This window comes from Paenibacillus daejeonensis DSM 15491, from assembly GCF_000378385.1.
GTDB lineage: Bacteria > Bacillota > Bacilli > Paenibacillales > Paenibacillaceae > Paenibacillus_D > Paenibacillus_D daejeonensis.
Genome location: NZ_KB899686.1, coordinates 19,424 through 34,419, shown reverse-complemented (window position 1 = coordinate 34,419; position 14,996 = coordinate 19,424). Strand labels below are relative to the sequence as shown.

At 51.3% G+C, this 14,996-nt stretch carries 25 protein-coding genes and 1 pseudogene; 19 read left to right on the top strand and 7 right to left on the bottom strand.

All coding sequences use genetic code 11. The annotated features are described in order from the left end of the window. The 10 genes and pseudogenes from F556_RS38485 to F556_RS0132405 form a co-directional block, all read left to right on the top strand. Positions 1–438 (top strand): annotated as a pseudogene (locus F556_RS38485) (phage late control D family protein); the annotation flags it as partial. Beyond that, positions 438–698 (top strand): hypothetical protein, encoded by a 261-nt coding sequence (locus F556_RS35895; RefSeq protein ID WP_020621177.1) that lies wholly within the window; start codon positions 438–440, stop codon positions 696–698. The pseudogene F556_RS38485 and the gene F556_RS35895, both read left to right, overlap by 1 nt. Continuing rightward, positions 695–1,084, top strand: a complete 390-nt coding sequence (locus F556_RS0132440; RefSeq protein WP_020621176.1) for a phage tail protein — start codon at positions 695–697, stop codon at positions 1,082–1,084. Before F556_RS35895 ends, F556_RS0132440 begins: the two co-directional genes overlap by 4 nt. 14 nt (positions 1,085–1,098) lie before the next feature. Next, positions 1,099–1,419 carry a GPW/gp25 family protein gene (locus tag F556_RS0132435; RefSeq protein ID WP_020621175.1) on the top strand — a complete coding sequence of 107 codons (321 nt, stop codon included), beginning with the start codon at positions 1,099–1,101 and terminating at the stop codon, positions 1,417–1,419. After that, entirely contained in the window at positions 1,416–2,537 is a 1,122-nt protein-coding gene (locus F556_RS0132430; RefSeq protein WP_020621174.1) for a baseplate assembly protein, read from the top strand. The genes F556_RS0132435 and F556_RS0132430 overlap by 4 nt, the downstream gene beginning before the upstream one ends. Beyond that, positions 2,530–3,093 (top strand): phage tail protein I, encoded by a 564-nt coding sequence (locus F556_RS0132425; RefSeq protein ID WP_020621173.1) that lies wholly within the window; start codon positions 2,530–2,532, stop codon positions 3,091–3,093. The genes F556_RS0132430 and F556_RS0132425 overlap by 8 nt, the downstream gene beginning before the upstream one ends. A gap of 2 nt (positions 3,094–3,095) precedes the next feature. Further along, a complete protein-coding gene (locus tag F556_RS36840; RefSeq protein WP_020621172.1) occupies positions 3,096–5,450 on the top strand; it encodes a phage tail-collar fiber domain-containing protein in 2,355 nt (784 codons plus the stop codon). A 114-nt stretch (positions 5,451–5,564) separates the two neighbouring features. Next, complete coding sequence (locus tag F556_RS0132415) at positions 5,565–6,008, top strand: hypothetical protein (protein WP_020621171.1); 444 nt, start codon at positions 5,565–5,567, stop codon at positions 6,006–6,008. Positions 6,009–6,019: 11 nt separating this feature from the next. Then, positions 6,020–6,301 (top strand): phage holin family protein, encoded by a 282-nt coding sequence (locus F556_RS0132410; protein ID WP_020621170.1) that lies wholly within the window; start codon positions 6,020–6,022, stop codon positions 6,299–6,301. Then, positions 6,285–7,055 (top strand): N-acetylmuramoyl-L-alanine amidase, encoded by a 771-nt coding sequence (locus F556_RS0132405; protein WP_020621169.1) that lies wholly within the window; start codon positions 6,285–6,287, stop codon positions 7,053–7,055. The genes F556_RS0132410 and F556_RS0132405 overlap by 17 nt, the downstream gene beginning before the upstream one ends. 114 nt (positions 7,056–7,169) lie before the next feature. Here the strand turns inward: F556_RS0132405 and F556_RS0132400 are convergent, their stop codons facing one another. The 7 genes from F556_RS0132400 to F556_RS0132370 all read right to left on the bottom strand — a co-directional run bounded on the left by F556_RS0132400 (position 7,170) and on the right by F556_RS0132370 (position 9,283). Next, entirely contained in the window at positions 7,170–7,682 is a 513-nt protein-coding gene (locus F556_RS0132400) for a hypothetical protein (RefSeq protein ID WP_020621168.1), read from the bottom strand. An 88-nt stretch (positions 7,683–7,770) separates the two neighbouring features. Beyond that, entirely contained in the window at positions 7,771–7,923 is a 153-nt protein-coding gene (locus tag F556_RS38225) for a hypothetical protein (protein ID WP_020621167.1), read from the bottom strand. Next, positions 7,920–8,078, bottom strand: coding sequence for a hypothetical protein (locus tag F556_RS38480; protein WP_020621166.1), 159 nt, complete (start codon positions 8,076–8,078; stop codon positions 7,920–7,922). The genes F556_RS38225 and F556_RS38480 overlap by 4 nt, the downstream gene beginning before the upstream one ends. A gap of 38 nt (positions 8,079–8,116) precedes the next feature. Continuing rightward, positions 8,117–8,386: a hypothetical protein gene (locus tag F556_RS0132385; RefSeq protein WP_020621165.1), complete on the bottom strand. Its 270-nt coding sequence runs from the start codon at positions 8,384–8,386 to the stop codon at positions 8,117–8,119. A 154-nt stretch (positions 8,387–8,540) separates the two neighbouring features. Beyond that, positions 8,541–8,762 carry a hypothetical protein gene (locus F556_RS0132380; RefSeq protein WP_020621164.1) on the bottom strand — a complete coding sequence of 74 codons (222 nt, stop codon included), beginning with the start codon at positions 8,760–8,762 and terminating at the stop codon, positions 8,541–8,543. A gap of 37 nt (positions 8,763–8,799) precedes the next feature. After that, positions 8,800–9,009 carry a hypothetical protein gene (locus F556_RS0132375; protein WP_020621163.1) on the bottom strand — a complete coding sequence of 70 codons (210 nt, stop codon included), beginning with the start codon at positions 9,007–9,009 and terminating at the stop codon, positions 8,800–8,802. A gap of 61 nt (positions 9,010–9,070) precedes the next feature. After that, the gene (locus F556_RS0132370; RefSeq protein ID WP_020621162.1) at positions 9,071–9,283 is read right to left on the bottom strand and encodes a hypothetical protein; all 213 of its coding nucleotides are present in this window, start codon (positions 9,281–9,283) and stop codon (positions 9,071–9,073) included. 148 nt (positions 9,284–9,431) lie between these two features. On the opposite strand from F556_RS0132370, the gene F556_RS0132365 reads away from it, so the two are divergent. The 9 genes from F556_RS0132365 (at position 9,432) to F556_RS0132320 (ending at position 14,985) form a co-directional block, all read left to right on the top strand. Further along, positions 9,432–9,644 carry a helix-turn-helix domain-containing protein gene (locus F556_RS0132365; protein WP_020621161.1) on the top strand — a complete coding sequence of 71 codons (213 nt, stop codon included), beginning with the start codon at positions 9,432–9,434 and terminating at the stop codon, positions 9,642–9,644. A gap of 82 nt (positions 9,645–9,726) precedes the next feature. After that, the gene (locus tag F556_RS0132360) at positions 9,727–9,933 is read left to right on the top strand and encodes a hypothetical protein (RefSeq protein ID WP_020621160.1); all 207 of its coding nucleotides are present in this window, start codon (positions 9,727–9,729) and stop codon (positions 9,931–9,933) included. Further along, positions 9,917–10,240 carry a YolD-like family protein gene (locus tag F556_RS0132355; protein WP_020621159.1) on the top strand — a complete coding sequence of 108 codons (324 nt, stop codon included), beginning with the start codon at positions 9,917–9,919 and terminating at the stop codon, positions 10,238–10,240. The genes F556_RS0132360 and F556_RS0132355 overlap by 17 nt, the downstream gene beginning before the upstream one ends. Beyond that, positions 10,234–10,458, top strand: a complete 225-nt coding sequence (locus F556_RS0132350) for a hypothetical protein (RefSeq protein WP_020621158.1) — start codon at positions 10,234–10,236, stop codon at positions 10,456–10,458. The genes F556_RS0132355 and F556_RS0132350 overlap by 7 nt, the downstream gene beginning before the upstream one ends. Positions 10,459–10,506: 48 nt before the next feature. After that, entirely contained in the window at positions 10,507–11,133 is a 627-nt protein-coding gene (locus F556_RS0132345) for a hypothetical protein (RefSeq protein ID WP_157273047.1), read from the top strand. Between the two features lie 923 nt (positions 11,134–12,056). Further along, on the top strand, positions 12,057–12,530 hold the full coding sequence (locus tag F556_RS0132335; RefSeq protein WP_020621156.1) for an MEKHLA domain-containing protein: 474 nt from the start codon (positions 12,057–12,059) through the stop codon (positions 12,528–12,530). Between the two features lie 65 nt (positions 12,531–12,595). Continuing rightward, positions 12,596–13,180, top strand: coding sequence for a YhcN/YlaJ family sporulation lipoprotein (locus F556_RS0132330; protein WP_020621155.1), 585 nt, complete (start codon positions 12,596–12,598; stop codon positions 13,178–13,180). A gap of 74 nt (positions 13,181–13,254) precedes the next feature. Continuing rightward, positions 13,255–13,986 (top strand): polysaccharide deacetylase family protein, encoded by a 732-nt coding sequence (locus tag F556_RS0132325; RefSeq protein ID WP_063824413.1) that lies wholly within the window; start codon positions 13,255–13,257, stop codon positions 13,984–13,986. Between the two features lie 96 nt (positions 13,987–14,082). Further along, positions 14,083–14,985, top strand: a complete 903-nt coding sequence (locus F556_RS0132320; RefSeq protein WP_020621153.1) for an AraC family transcriptional regulator — start codon at positions 14,083–14,085, stop codon at positions 14,983–14,985. Positions 14,986–14,996: the final 11 nt, after the last annotated feature.

Genomic DNA, 14,996 nt, shown 5'->3' with positions numbered 1-14,996 from the left:
ATGAAACCCGTCCGGACCATCAAGCGAACGGAGAGCCCTGTGCTCTCCTATAGCTTTGAGTATCAAACCATCGGAGCGTCTTACGCCGCTTGCGAGATTGCCTATATAGATACCGGAGATAAAGGGAAAAAGACGACGATCAAGGGAAGCTATCGAATCCCGGGAGCATCTGGACCCACGCTCAAGCTGAACGAGCGGATCAAGTCGGTGGCTGAAGGTATCCGGAAGGCCCGCAATGAGCTGCGCCAGCGGAACAAGCAGGCCCAAATTGCCAGATTGGAGATGATCGGCGATTATGCCTTGGCGCAGGGCTGCACGGTACAGTTGCAGGGCTTTGGACAATTCGACGACAAGTATTTTATCGAGGTGGCCACGCACACGGTCGACGGCAGCGGGTATCGGACGCAAATTGAGCTCAGAAAGGTGTTGGGTTACTGATGCGTAATCAAATACGAGTGGGGACTGTCTCGACCAGGAGTGAGGAGAGGCAGGCCGTCAAGGTTGTCATTGAGGACCAGGAGGATCTCGTCACTGACTGGCTGCAGATCATCTATCCGCCGGTACGAGTGATTACGGATTCGCCAGTTGCTGTCAGGATGGAGGTCCAACTGCCTGCAGTAGGGGAGACGGTGCTTTGCGTATTTCTCAGCTCGGGCCTGGAGACAGGATACTGCCTTGGACGGGTGGGAGGCACATGATTGGATCGTTTGGCCCGCTCATTTTTACCGTGTCGGACAAAACCGTCCGGACCTTTACCGACTTCAGCCGCAGCAGCTCTGCCCGTTGGGCGACGCATGAGATTTACGGCCGGTACCCACGGCCGCAGTACATCGGTCCCGGACAGGACGAGATCACGTTTGGGATGCGCTTTGACGTTTCCATGGGCGTAAAACCCCGGAATGAGCTTTCCAAACTGACGGAGTATTGCCGGACAGGCCGGACAGAGAAGCTGATCATCGGAGGCGTACCGATGGGTGCGGGCAAGTGGTACATCGAGACGGTTGGCCAAGAGTGGCAGAAATTTGACGGCAAGGGGACGCTGCTTGTCGCGGCCGTCGATGTGACGCTTAAAGAATATGTATAAGGCAGGTGATGGTAATGGAACATGTGGTGACGGGCGCCCCGGCAGCAGTTAATTTTGGAGCAGCGGGTCTGGAAGCCGTCCTGCAGAACGTCCGGACGATCATATCTACGGTGCAGGGGACCGTGCCGCTGGATCGTGGCTTCGGGCTTTCTCAGACCGGTCTTGATGCGCCGATGGAGATCGCCCAGGCTCGCATGACGGCCGAGGTCGTGGATGCGTTACAGCTCCTAGAGCCGCGGGTTGAGGTGCTGGAGATCACCTATACGCATATTGGCCTGGAGGGTCGGCTGATCCCGCAGGTCAGGATCCGCCTGGGAGAAGGAGTGGTTCTATGAGCAATCTTTTTAATCTGCCCGACATTCAGTTTGTTGGGACTGATCCGGAGGAGATCCGGAACCACATTATCACGGTTTACGAGGCGATGAGCGGGCGGCGCTTGTTTCCTGGCGACCCGGTGCGGTTGTTTTTGATGGCAATGGCCAACGTCATTATCCAGCAGCGTGTGCTGATCAACGACTCAGCCAAGCAAAACCTGCTGCGGTACGCGCGCGGCCCCATGCTCGATCACCTGGGAGCGCTGGTGGAGACGGTGCGGCTGCCAGAGGGTGCTGCCCGGACGACGATGCAATTCGATCTTTCTGCGCCTCTCCTGCAAACGGCGATTATCCCGCAGGGGACCCGGACGAGCCCAGGGGGAGAACTTTATTTTGCTACGATGGAGCCCGTGGAGATCCCGCCGGGCATCTTGTCGATACAGGTCACCTCCATATGCCTGGAGGCCGGTGAGATTGGGAACGGGTATGTACCGGGCCAGATCAATATCTTGGTTGACCCGCTCCCCTACGTGGCCAGCGTGGCCAACGTGACGGAGAGCGCGGGAGGGACTGACGTCGAGGCGGACGACCCCTATCGTGAGCGTATTTATACGTCGCCGGAGCGGTTTTCCGTCGCTGGCCCTCGCGGTGCCTACGAGTATTGGGCGCGTACGGCCAGCCCGGGTATTGCTGACGTCCTGGTCTATTCTCCCGCGCCGGTGGAGGTGGAGATCCGCGTACTTATGTCCGGAGGAGAGTTGCCGACACCTGATATCCTGTCTGCCGTTGATGAGGTGGTCAATGACCAGCGCATTCGCCCGCTCACGGATAAGGTGACGGTCCTGGCTCCGGACGAAATCACGTATGAAATCAACCTGACGTATTGGATCGCGGAGGGCAACGCAACATCATCCGTGGCCATCCAGGCAACAGTGCAGCAGGCAGTTACTGATTATGTGCTGTGGCAAAAGTCGCGGATCGGGCGAGACATCAACCCGAGTGAGTTGAGCCGCCGGGTTATGAATGCCGGTGCGCTCCGGGTGGAGATTGCGTCCCCCGTCTTTACCGCCGTGGATGAGACAGACGTCGCCATCGCTGGCGGCATCACCGTGACGTATGGAGGGCTAGAGGATGATTAATGTGGAGCAAATACGACTGATTGATCTCATCCCGCCTAACCTCCGCTCAGATCCCAACGTGCGTGCTGCAGCGGAGGCGCTGGATAGTGAGCTAGAACAGATTACCGCATTGACTCCAAGGCTGACGCTCCTGGCCAACATTGATCAGCTCGATGAGAGCTTGATTGATGAGTTGGCTTGGCAACTGCACGTGGATTTCTACGATCCGGAGCTGCCGCTCGAGCAAAAGCAGGACCTCGTCCGGTTTAGCCTGCGCTGGCATAAGCGCAAAGGGACGCCATCGGCCGTCAATGAGCTCATCTCCACGATCTTCGGTAGCGGAACGGTGGTGGAGTGGTATGAATACGGTGGGGAGCCGGGCTACTTCCGAGTGCGTACAAGCGACCCATCGGCAAATGCCGATCGAGCAGCGCAATTTCTGGCCGCAATCAACTCCGTTAAAAATGAACGGAGCTGGCTTGAAGCGATCGAAATCACAACCGAAGGTTTCATGAATCTGCGGTTCGGGATCGCAGCTCACATCGGCAAACATTTAACAGCAAGGCAGGTGGTATAAGCATGGCTAATTTTACGAATATCCAGATAACCAACCGAGGACGCGCGCTGCAGGCCAAGGCGCAGGCGGGGGCGCAGCTCGTTTTCACCCGCTTCCGGATTGGTAGCGGTCAAATGAGCGGTCAGCAGATTGCAGATATGACCAATCTGATCCAACCGGTCATGTGGCTGACACTCAATAAGTCGCAGCCCTCCAGCACGGGACGCCACACGATCGGCGCGCCGTTTACTAATACCGGCGTGACTACGGGTTTTTATTTTAGGGAGTGGGGCTTGTTCGCGCAGGATCCGGACATCGGTGAGATACTCTATTGCTATGGAAACGTTGGCGCAGGAGCTGAATACATCCCTGCAGGGGGCGGATCGGAGATCATCGAGCAGCAGCTTGATATGATTGTCATCATCGGCAATGCGACAACTGTAAACGCCGTGATCGATGAGTCACTTGCCTTTGTGTCTCTGAGGGATTTCCAGCAAGGTATGGAGACCAAGGTCGATAAGGTGGCTGGTAAGAAACTGTCCACTGAGGACTATACGACAGCCGAGAAGACTAAGTTGGGCGGCATCGCTACCGGCGCCCAGGTCAACACTGTAACCAGCGTCGCCGGCAAGACGGGGGCGGTCGCGCTGGTCAAGGCTGACGTTGGCCTGGGCAATGTCGACAACGTCCAGCAAGCTCCTCTTACACACGTCGGAGCTGGCGGGCCGGCACATGCTGCCGCGACGGCTTCGGTAGCAGGGTTTTTGTCTGCAGCAGACAAAGACAAGCTAGACAAGTCCACCAGCTCCAGCACGGCCAACTCGCTCATGCAGCGCGACGCTAACGGTCAGACCAACGTGAGCGCGCCCACAGCAAACAGCCACGTCGCCCGTAAGCAGGACGTGGATGCGGTGTCAACAACAGTTAATCAGATCGGGGACTATATCCAAGCACAATACATTCTAGCTGGCGGGGGATCCATCCTATGGAACAATTTGCACTTTACTTGGTCAGCTAGATTTATTGTGCTTCCTATGGACAAGGCAATCAACCCTGCAGGTTATCTTAATATAGAACTTCCCCCGGCTGGGACTGTCATACCGGGTATCGGAAGCTCTGCATCTGTTACAGTAGTTGCTGACTTGGGCATTCCGCTTAACCCGACAGATTGGCACACGCTGTATGCTGTCCATACTCCTGGATCCATAACAGCTACGCTCATGATTGCAGATTATGCGGCACTTACTGCGGGGATGATTACCCCTAATATGATTTTGATAGCTGCAATCAACGCCGATACTTTCGCCCTCAAACTTGGCACTGGACAAGTTATGCCCTCGGGGACGAGTATTGTCAATGGGAACCCGTCTGTCGACTCAACACGAGTAGTGCAAAATCCGAGTCATCGTTTTGTCAGCGACAATGAAAAGACGACGTGGAACGCTAAGGCGGGCACGTCGGTGGTAACAACGAATGGGAATGGGTTGATGAGTGCAGGGGACAAGGTCAAGCTTGATGGCGTCGCTGCGGGTGCGAACAACTATGTCCATCCCGCCACCCATCCGGCCTCGATCATCACGCAGGACGCCAACAACCGTTTTGTATCCGACGCAGAGAAGGCGGCTTGGAATGCAGGAGCAATCAATGTTGATCAGGATTTAAGAACAACGGCAAGTCCGACATTTGTGAGTACAACATTTAGTCAACCTAGCGGCACACCACCTTTTTCAGTTGACTCTACAACTGTAATTCCCAGTTTGAACGCCGACATGCTGGATGGTGTACATGCGTCTTCATTTGCCCGTTTGGCATCCCCAACATTTACTGGTAATCCAACGGGACCGACACCAGTAGCCGGAACGAATAGCACAAGATTGGCGACCACTGCATTCGTGCAAAGTGCAGTGGCGGCAATCCCTCCCCCTGCTCCAAAATTCTCAATTGTCATTTTGCAAGAAGGTGACGAAGATAGAGCGATAGGCGCAAATGTCTTATATAATATCTTAACCGGTATGTTCGGTACGCCCACTGTACACGGTGATTCAGCAGCATTTATGAGCACCAATGGTTTTAACATACCGAGGGCCGGACGATACATGATTTCAGGATATGTGACGCTTAATGGCACGTGGGCGGTGAACGATACTATCACAATAGAATTGGATTCTGGGTTTGAGGGTGGAATAAGTGCAATGCCGAAATTAGTTAATTTTGTGGTTCCATATGATGGTATGCGTACTTATGTACTTTTCTTTTCGAGGATAGTTTCAACTAACCCATTAGGCGGCCGGAGAATTCTTCTAAGGTCACCGAAAGCTTGCACCATGGTTGCTAACATTCAGGGCAGGAACAACCGCTTGGAAATAGCAGAACTATAGAATAGAACAAGAATCCTGAACCATAGCAAATTCAGTTAAGATACCTGAGAACAAGAAGCAGAAATAACAGGACCTCGCATTCGCGGGGTCTTTTAATTTGGTAAGGGGGAACTCATGGAGGGCGGTGAGGGTGTGAATTTGATCAGTCAGGAGACAGCAGAGCGGATCCAGGCAATGGAGATGCAACTGCAGCAATATCAAGCAGAGATGCTCAAAGCTTCAACCGAGGCATTGGCCGTCCAAGCGCGGATTGATTTGCTAGAAAAAAATAGTGCCAGGCACGCTGAGGAGCTCCGAGAGTTGAAGGAGCTTTCCAGGAGCCTGCAGCAACAGTATGACCGCCTGGGCGAAAAAATCGACAAACTAGAGAGCAAGCTGTTCAGCTGGATGCAGCAGATGCAGCGTGACAATGCGGACTTGATCAAATCTGCCCAGCAGGACAGTTCGGAGGAGCGTCAGACCACGCTGAAATCATGGATGACCTTCCTGCAATACGTCCTTGGCGGGACAATTTTCATTATTGTAGCCTACGTCTTCGGGGTCAACTTTATAAGGTAGGAGTGATTAGAGTGGAATGGAAAGTTATCGAGGAGTTGCTGGATCCCCAGCTCGGCATTGTATTAGTGGTGTGCTGGATCCTCGGCGGGATGCTTAAGGTAACGCCGCACGTCCCTAACTGGAGCATCGTCTACATTGTGACTGGTATCGCCATTTTGTTAGCTGTCATGCTGCTGGGTAACAGCACTTTGTCTTACCTGCAGGGCTTCCTGTGCGGGGCCGTGGCGGTCTACGGCTATGAGCTGGTGAAGCAGGGAGCGAGAGGAGTGCAGTCGAATGAAGGGGATCGTTGACCTGCGTGGCAAACTGCCGGTACACAAGACCAAGCGTTATGCTCAGCGTTTGTTGTCGGCCATCCGATCCCTGGCCATTCACAATTCGTTGACGCTATCTGGTTCCCCGTTGGCCTTTGCTAATTATCATGTGTTCACCAACAACTGGGCAGCCATCGGATATACGTACGTAATTGGGCAGGATGGTACCGTCTATCAGTGCCTGGACTGGACGCAAGTCGGTGCTCACGTGGGCAACAGCAACAAGCACGCGCTTGGGATCTGCTTGGTCGGCGACTTCAGGACACAAAAGCCGACAGCAGCGCAGTATCAGGCCGCAATCAATCTCGTGTGGTACCTGCAGTCGCAGATCCCGTCGGCAAAAGAGGTCAAAGGGCACAGCGAGTATCCCGGATACAGCTGGAAAGCCTGCCCGGTTATCAGCATGAGCAAGTTTCGTGCTGATGTCGCCGCACCTGCAACAATCGCGCCGCAGTATCCAGCAGCTCGCGTCCTGGTCAACGAAAAGCCGGTGGCCAATGGTCTGCTGATCGACAACCGCGCCTTTGCTCCGCTGCGGTCAGCTGGTGAGGCGGCCGGGGCAGTCGTAGGCTGGAACAACGTCACCAAGACGGCCAGCATCAACGGAAAGCCGGTCTACGGCCAGCTTATCGACGGTGTGACTTATGTAGCCCTGCGGGCAGTCGCCGACGTCCTGGGCGGTACCGCAGCCTGGGACGGGGAGACGAAGACGGCATCTATATTTGTTGCATAAAAATGCCCCCTCATTTTATGGTAAGGGGGCTGTGATGGATGAGAGGTGATATATCATTCTATTCATCAAAAGATAAAAGGGGAACCTTGATTAATAAATATTTGTTTGTTGCCCTCACTGACTTTCGTCGGTGGGGGCTTTTTTGTTATATACTAGGGAATCCGCTACTCTTTTTAACATTTCCAAGTCAACGGGCTTAGAAACTCCGATAATATACTCCAAATCTTTTTTCACGAACTGTATCATATTTGCAACCATGTGGGAGCTGCTTAAGTAAAAAGCCGTTTCACCACTAGCTAATTTAATTTCTTTGTAATCACCGGATTGTGACAATCTCATTTCTTTTTTAGCAGGATAAACCATTACGTTCATCATCTGATATGTGTGTGTGTTATAGTACGTCACTGTAACATTTTCTTGGTCTTCACTATATGAAGCTCTCAAACTTTCGCCTTTAAATGGAATGTACTTCGGCAACAAAACTTTTTTTGAAAATTTGTCTTCAAAACTTTTCACGGGTCCTAATATTGGGTGACCGTCATCGATTGGGCTTTGGTCGGCTTTAATTGCAGGAGTGAACTGCCCAGAAAAAACGATCGTCATGATAAGACACAATTTAATTAACATTTTATTACCCCCTTGCTTTGTAGTTTCGTGTATTTTTAGCAAACCCAACTGATTCTATCCTAACAAAAAACCGACCCGCTAAGGTCGGCTATTTGCGTTTTCGTGGCTTTTCAACAAGTCGGCACCGCCCGGCCAACTCATCATCAATAAGCTGATCCCAGCCGTCGGAAGTGAGCAGAATCATCGGGACCAGCAGCTTATCACCGTAGACAGCGTAATCCAAGTGTCGCAGACCTTTCATTGGCTCACCGTCTTGCCTTGCCAGTTGGCCGCTAGGATCAGCGTCATGACATTCTTTTGCGTCTCGTTTTCCCACCCGGCTAGCCACTCGATGGTTCGGCGCTCAGCGGCCGTCAGGTCGCGGCTGATTGCCTGCTGGATTGCTTCGATGTTCATGTCCATCCCTCCATTAAGGCCCCGAAGGGCCGTGTTATTTATTCAGCGATACTTCGCAGGAAGTCGATACAGGAGCGCTTTTCCTCGTCTGACAGCCAGCGTGTGTTTTCGATGTCCTTAACGTGGCGTTCGATATCTTCCACGCTCCGTATCCATTCGGCTCCGCCTAGCCCGTGGACGTTGACACTGGATACCGACCCGATGTCGGTTACGTATTCTTTACCGTAGTCTGCGATGACGATCCTTCCGCCGCTTGCTGCATCCAATTCAACTTCTCTAAATCCGTTCTCATTCGTGCGCACTACCATCCCATTCCCTCCCTGCGTAAGCCCGCCGGCTATTTTTTTCGTGGAATTGTCCGTCCCAAGGCGATACAACTGATAATTATAGATGCCACAGATAAGTAATAAGTTAATACCTCCATCGTTTCTATCCCTCCAGGAGGGGCCAGAAGCCCCAGTATTATTTGCAGATCGTTTGGCCCCTAAAGCAATTGCCCATGTATCGCCATTCACCGGCTACCTTTACGGCCGTTGGGTAGGTCGCCCGCCAGTGCCCTTCAGCATCCGGCCTGTGGGTGTAGGGCTCACCTAGCTGCACAAGGTCGGCTTGTTGAGTTGCGGGTGGCATAACGTTAATCCAGCCCTCTACTTCCTCCGGTGTCATGATGTCACCGATGTTCATATTCATCCCTCCAAGGGGAGGGCCCGGAGGCCCTTGTTTAGATTTTTACGAGATCGGCCCGGAGAAGCAGTTCAAGCGACTTTTCCAGACCCGCGCGCTCATCTTCCAGTGACTTTCGCCATTGATCGGAGGAGACGATCTTCAGCATCTCTTCGACCCGTTCCTGCCGGTGTACAACCGCTCGCATCAAAGCAGAGCGCATGTCCTCGGTCATCGACAGCTTATATCCAAATTGTTGTTCTGACATTTGTCTGTATCCTCCATTTTGTGTTAGGATGGAGGAGGGAGCGCTAACTCCCTCCGTTTTACTAGGACTGCTTACGTTGACGCGTCATTTCGGCGTGTCTGTCGTAAGCCCGTTGTTCGTCATCGGTGAGTTGGTATCTCTCGATGACTTCCAAGCTTTTTGACCGGAACACTTCCCGTTTCATGCGCCCCAGTGCCATCTGTTCGCGCATGCTCCGTAGGAGGTGTTCTCTTTTTTGCATTTTTTCAAATGCTCGGCTTGTCAGTTTGTCCATTCTCTTTCACCCTCTCCGGAAGTTGTTCTTGTTTGACTTCCTAAATATATTATAAGCGATGTCAAACATAAAGTCAAACATTTTATTTGACTTCTCTTATATAATATCCTAGAATACAAATATATTGATTGGGAGGAAGGGTGTTAAGATGGCTATAACATATAAACCTTTGTGGCGGCAGTTGGTGAATAAAGGGATGACAAAGACGGAGTTTAGGATACAAGCAGAGATCTCGACATCTACCCTGGCGAAAATGGGGAAGGATGAATATGTGGCGTTAAAGATTATCGACGACATTTGCAACACTCTTGATTGCCAGGTGTCGGAGGTTATTGAGCATATTAAGGAGCCAACGGAATAATCCGGATGGCTCTTTTTTCTTCTTGATTTACGAACGAGCGTTCGGTTAAAATTATAGAAACAAACGTTCGGGAGGGCTGGTCGTGATCGAGAAATGGGCAGGCGAGACAGCGGAGATTATATACTTGGATCGGCATGGCCAGCTTAGTCAGCGAGTGGTTGAGATACGGAGTGTGAGGGATGGGCGGGCAAGGGTGTACTGCCACAAGGCTGGTGCGCAGCGGGTGCTGATTGTGGCCAATGTCCTGTCTGCTAGGAGAAAGGGGAAGACTCATGGTAAAGAAGCTTGAGGGGAATGGTCTTTGGGAGTCGAGCCGGATGATACTGCCGGAGCATCGATCCAAGCACCAGGAGCAGCGGCGTCAGTTAAAGCGGCGTAATCGTATTGAACTGGATGAGCAAGAGATTGAGCAGATCCAGCAGCGCTTGCTGGAGTCCCAGGAGCACAAGACGGCAGTAAAGGTTAGAGTCTACCATCCGTATGAGCAGCAGTTAGTAACGGGTCATGTCGAGCGGATCCACGTCCAGCGGCAGCGTATCCTTGTTGCAGGTTACTGGATCGGGATGGCGGACATCGAGTCAGTGGAGCCATGCTGAGCGACAACGCTCGCAAACTACTGCGGGTCCTATTTAACAGCAACCGACATGATCCAGCTAAAATGGATTACCTGGAACTGTTGCGAATGTCCCAGCGGGATATGGAGACGATCATGGATGCACTGGCTGAGCTGCAGCAGTCCGACTACATAGAGTGGGATCGGGACGCCGGGGTAGCCAGAGTTATCTATGCTTTTGAGCCTTGCCCCAATAATTGACGAAATAAATATCGATGAGCCCCGGCTGCTGCCGGGGCTTTTGTTGTCATGGGATTACATTATTTTCCCATTCCAACCGATAATGATGATAAAATGTATCCATTAATTATCGGAGGTAATACAATGAAGAAAATAATGTTGCTTCTGGCGGCTTCCGTTTCGCTCAGTGCATGCTCAAGCGGGGGCGGAGATTTTGCTCCCGACAAATTTTCGGCTGCTGACATGTGCGTTGTCAAGTTGTCGAATGAAGAGGAAAAAATTTGCTATGGAATGGATCGGTTGGAAGCGGAAGAGATCGCTGGACCGGGAGAGGCAACTATAATAGGTTCAATAGAATACGAATCAGGACTAGATATCAAGTATCGCGATGATATAGTAGCACTGATACGAATGACGGCAGATTCTAAAGGAGTTTATAGAACGGCAAGAGGAAGCGAGGTATGGGATAAGAAAAGTGAAATCATCGATTTGTACGGAAAAAAGCATCCTTGGAATGAAAGTGAGAAAAATCTTGAATATGTCTATGATATTCAAGAAAATAAATTTTTAGATAGAACGTCTGGAGAGACGATTATGGATGAACAAACGCATCAATTCTCGGCTACATTTAATGACCGTGGAGAAGCTGAAACAATTATGCTCCTTGATAGAAAAATGGCCATGTTGTTGAAATAAGTTTGGTAAAAAAATCTAAACCCTAGCGAGAGCCAGGGCTTAGAAAAGAATGAAAGTTAATGGGGCAGTGATGGGGCAGATTTTTTTTTTTGCTCAGACTTAGTTAGACAACATAGGATTGTAAAGGGAATCATTTTTGTTAATTTACTAAGCATTTTAATGGTTCTGACAGTTGTAGATACAGCTAGATTTCAGCCTTCCAAGCTGATGGCGTGGGTTCGATTCCCATCACCCGCTCCACTTAATTAAATTTAATCCCTTGCGCTGCAGGGGATTTTTTGTTGTGAAAATAGGTATTAATGGAATATCAGAAACATAACGGAAGGACATCTCGTTGTATCTATTCATGAGTTACCTGGCAGCTTGGGGATGGCTCTAACGCTTGTGAGGAGAGTGTCGATTAATACTGTATCGGTTATCGCGCATCACTCAGGATTCATGTTTTGCTGTAACGGACACCACAGCACCTATTAGGCCTTAAACATGCCATTTGCAATTCTAACGGACAGGAAAGCCGTTATTCACGCGTTTTCAGCCAAAATGTCTAGTTTTAGAGCAAATAAGTGCGTCTGTGGCCGTTAGCTTTTTAAACGTCCATTTTCTTTACGATTAAGCGCTCTGGTGGCCGTTAGCACATTCTCCCTTGGGGTCAGCTAATGAATCGACGCTCTCGTGAGCAGCACTTAGCGGTCCAATTGGGCTCGAGCGCGGCTGTAACGCTTGCCACGAAGTCTTAGAAGCGAAAGCCAGTTCATTTTGTATGCGGTCAAACCACATTAAATGATGGCATGTTCATAAATTCAATTTTGCTACCTTAATTCAATCGCCTCTTCTTTGGTGCTATTATTATAGAGTGTGACGTGGGGCTAGATATCCTATCAGGCCCTTTCCTAATGAAGTTAGGTATGGGGAGGAGACATTCAATGTTCTTGGAAGAGATACGCGGCATCGGTACAAGAGAGAGGCATGCCCGCCTGCTGCTGGACAGTTATGATCGGCTTATTGGCAAACCATTGTTATCGCTAGCTCCAGACCAGAATGCGGCAGAGGCGCTTGAACGGACACACCTGGTCGTTTTATCTCACGATACTGCACCCGACCCCGTCCTAAACTATGGCAATCCGAGAGCCTTGGAGCTGTGGGAGATGTCATGGGAGAGCTTCACCAGTACACCCTCTCGTCTGACCGCTGAGCCCTTGGAGAGAGAGGCACGCGAGCAGTTTCTTCAGCAGGTACATACCCGCGGTTTCGTGGACGATTATACGGGCATTCGGATTGCCAAGAGCGGGCGGCGCTTTTACATTCAACAGGCTACGGTGTGGAACCTGATTGACGAGCAGGGACGGCGCTGGGGGCAGGCTGCTGCCTTTCCCGAGTATACCTACTTGACGGAATAGTCTCGGCGTATATTCCCTAACTCATCTGCACAACCTACCTTTACCACATAAAGGAGGGTGATTGTATGATGAACCATCGCTTGACTTGGACGGTAGCGAGCCTGACCTTGGCCGCAGCGCTTGTCCTGCCTGGATGTACGCAACAAAATACGACGGAGAACCCTAACAATACCAACACACCTGGCAATACGGTCCAACAGCAAGGCAGACGCGCAACGGAAGACATGCGAGAGATGGGCCGTGATGTTGGACGGGACATGGGAATACAGCCTACGGACAAAGTTCGTGAGATGGGCGAAAGTGCAAAAACCGATATGAAAAAAGCAGAGCACGCAGCAGCGGTAGCTCGTAAAGTTCCTGGCGTAACCAGAGCAACGGCAGTTGTCCATAACAAGGATATCGTTGTTGGCTTGGACGTCGAGGGCAACGACCAGCAGACCGTCCGCGCCAAGGAGCAAGAAGTGAAGCGGATGATTCAGAAGGAGCACGCAAGCTATAAAGTGCATGTTACTTCCGATAAGGACCTGCATGGCAGAATTCAGACGCTGCATGGCAACGCGATGAATGGCGGTCCTGTCGAAGAGTTTACCCATGATGTGGGAATGGTTGTTCGTGACATTGCAAATGCCATAGCTGCACCATTCCGTTAAAACCGGCTTGACGAATCGGGGGGAAACCCCCGTTTTTACTTTGCCCGGAAGGAGTGATTCGTGTGCGGCGGGCAATGGTAGTGCTGCTGATTATCAGCGCCGTTTTTCTCAATGGGTTTGATGGGCCATCCCTCAAGAAGGACCGGTTCTATTATGAGAAGAAGGGGGAAATCGTCTGGGAGGTCCCGATGCAGGAAAAAAAGGTTGCTCTTACCTTTGATGATGGACCCTATCCCCCCAGTACGGAGCCGATTCTCGACCTTTTGAAGTCTCATGGCGCAAAGGCAACGTTTTTTGTGGTTGGCAATCGAATTCGGCGTTATCCGGAGTTGATCCTGCGTGAGCAGCGGGAGGGACACGAGATCGCCAATCATACGTATAATCACAAGTATTTCAACCGACACTCAGATTCAACAATGCTTCAGGACGAGATTGTTAAAACCGAAGCGCATCTGCAAGAGATGGACATCGAGAAGCCCAAGCTCTTCCGGCCGCCAGGCGGCTACTATAATGAGGCGATGGTCCGGAAGGTTCGCTCGCTTGGGTATACGACAGTGCTATGGTCTTGGCATCAAGACACCAAGGATTGGCGCAAGCCAGGCGTACAAGCGATTGTGGACCGGGTGATGAACCATGTGCGCAACGGTGATATTATCCTCTTCCACGATTATGTCCCAGGCTCAATGGAAACGGTAGAAGCGCTCAAGCTGATTTTGCCGGCTCTTAACGAACAAGGGTATCAATGTGTTACCGTCACCGAGCTTTTGCACAGCCGCAATAGTCTACCAATCGATACCACGGAGTAGGCAAGGCGATTGGCAGTTGCTATCTGGACATAAGTAAGGCATGCTAAGGTCAGGGGATACGCTCCTGACTTTTTTGTATTTGATGGAGGCTTGAGGATGAGAGCAAGCTTATACGACAACGGATTGCTCCAGCATGACTGGCATCCGCACATCTTCGCTTATTATTTTAAACATTGGCAGGGCTACGAGATGGCCTTTCACCATCACCATTCTACGGAGATCATGTATATCATCCAAGGTGGCTGTCAGATCGAAGTTCAGCGGGCGGACCGATCTGTGGATCGCCTAACCTTGAAGAAAGGCGACTTCATCTTGTTGGACGCCGAGGTGTCGCACCGACTCCTGGTAGAGCAAGGCTGCCGGATGCTCAATGTGGAATTTGGCTTTGCCCCCGCGTCAGAGGCAGCACCTTCCGTGCGGGCAATGACAGGAGACGAGCTGTCGAAGCTCTGGCAGCGTCAGCGAAGCTATTGGCTGCTGACGGATCAGGATGAAGTGTATGCGATCTTGAAAGGTATGGTCTTAGAGCTAGATAATCAGGCTTCGGGGCAGGGCACGCTTATTCATTTGCTATTCTCACAGCTGCTGATTCGTCTGGCCCGTCTGCTTGCGGAAGCCGAGAGCAGCGAATACCAGCAGATGGAGCATTATGTGAAGCTCAGTATCGAGTATCTGCATCACAATTATGACCAAGATATTCAGGTGAAAGATGTGGCCTCGGCGGTCAGTCTGCACCCGGGCTATGTGCAGCGGATTTTTAAGCAGCAAACGGGGCGGACGATAAACGAATATCTGACCTCGCTGCGAATGGACAAAGCCAAAATGCTGCTGTCCCGGACTGACATTCCGATCATTGAAATCTCCGACTATATCGGACTCAACAGTCGCCAGTATTTCCATGCTTTATTCAAAAAGCATAGCGGGATGACACCTATGGACTACCGCCGCTCCACCGCCTCTGAAAGCCGCCATTATCCTAAATCAGGTGACGATAGTTGACAGTAGTCTGA

Coding starts and splice junctions, on each gene's coding strand:
- F556_RS35895 (WP_020621177.1), top strand. CDS start 438: ATGCGTAATCAAATACGAGTGGGGACTGTCTCGACCAGGAGTGAGGAG.
- F556_RS0132440 (WP_020621176.1), top strand. CDS start 695: ATGATTGGATCGTTTGGCCCGCTCATTTTTACCGTGTCGGACAAAACC.
- F556_RS0132435 (WP_020621175.1), top strand. CDS start 1,099: ATGGAACATGTGGTGACGGGCGCCCCGGCAGCAGTTAATTTTGGAGCA.
- F556_RS0132430 (WP_020621174.1), top strand. CDS start 1,416: ATGAGCAATCTTTTTAATCTGCCCGACATTCAGTTTGTTGGGACTGAT.
- F556_RS0132425 (WP_020621173.1), top strand. CDS start 2,530: ATGATTAATGTGGAGCAAATACGACTGATTGATCTCATCCCGCCTAAC.
- F556_RS36840 (WP_020621172.1), top strand. CDS start 3,096: ATGGCTAATTTTACGAATATCCAGATAACCAACCGAGGACGCGCGCTG.
- F556_RS0132415 (WP_020621171.1), top strand. CDS start 5,565: ATGGAGGGCGGTGAGGGTGTGAATTTGATCAGTCAGGAGACAGCAGAG.
- F556_RS0132405 (WP_020621169.1), top strand. CDS start 6,285: ATGAAGGGGATCGTTGACCTGCGTGGCAAACTGCCGGTACACAAGACC.
- F556_RS0132400 (WP_020621168.1), bottom strand. CDS start 7,682: ATGTTAATTAAATTGTGTCTTATCATGACGATCGTTTTTTCTGGGCAG.
- F556_RS38225 (WP_020621167.1), bottom strand. CDS start 7,923: ATGAAAGGTCTGCGACACTTGGATTACGCTGTCTACGGTGATAAGCTG.
- F556_RS38480 (WP_020621166.1), bottom strand. CDS start 8,078: ATGAACATCGAAGCAATCCAGCAGGCAATCAGCCGCGACCTGACGGCC.
- F556_RS0132385 (WP_020621165.1), bottom strand. CDS start 8,386: ATGGTAGTGCGCACGAATGAGAACGGATTTAGAGAAGTTGAATTGGAT.
- F556_RS0132380 (WP_020621164.1), bottom strand. CDS start 8,762: ATGAACATCGGTGACATCATGACACCGGAGGAAGTAGAGGGCTGGATT.
- F556_RS0132375 (WP_020621163.1), bottom strand. CDS start 9,009: ATGTCAGAACAACAATTTGGATATAAGCTGTCGATGACCGAGGACATG.
- F556_RS0132370 (WP_020621162.1), bottom strand. CDS start 9,283: ATGGACAAACTGACAAGCCGAGCATTTGAAAAAATGCAAAAAAGAGAA.
- F556_RS0132365 (WP_020621161.1), top strand. CDS start 9,432: ATGGCTATAACATATAAACCTTTGTGGCGGCAGTTGGTGAATAAAGGG.
- F556_RS0132355 (WP_020621159.1), top strand. CDS start 9,917: ATGGTAAAGAAGCTTGAGGGGAATGGTCTTTGGGAGTCGAGCCGGATG.
- F556_RS0132350 (WP_020621158.1), top strand. CDS start 10,234: ATGCTGAGCGACAACGCTCGCAAACTACTGCGGGTCCTATTTAACAGC.
- F556_RS0132345 (WP_157273047.1), top strand. CDS start 10,507: ATGGGATTACATTATTTTCCCATTCCAACCGATAATGATGATAAAATG.
- F556_RS0132335 (WP_020621156.1), top strand. CDS start 12,057: ATGTTCTTGGAAGAGATACGCGGCATCGGTACAAGAGAGAGGCATGCC.
- F556_RS0132330 (WP_020621155.1), top strand. CDS start 12,596: ATGATGAACCATCGCTTGACTTGGACGGTAGCGAGCCTGACCTTGGCC.
- F556_RS0132325 (WP_063824413.1), top strand. CDS start 13,255: ATGGTAGTGCTGCTGATTATCAGCGCCGTTTTTCTCAATGGGTTTGAT.
- F556_RS0132320 (WP_020621153.1), top strand. CDS start 14,083: ATGAGAGCAAGCTTATACGACAACGGATTGCTCCAGCATGACTGGCAT.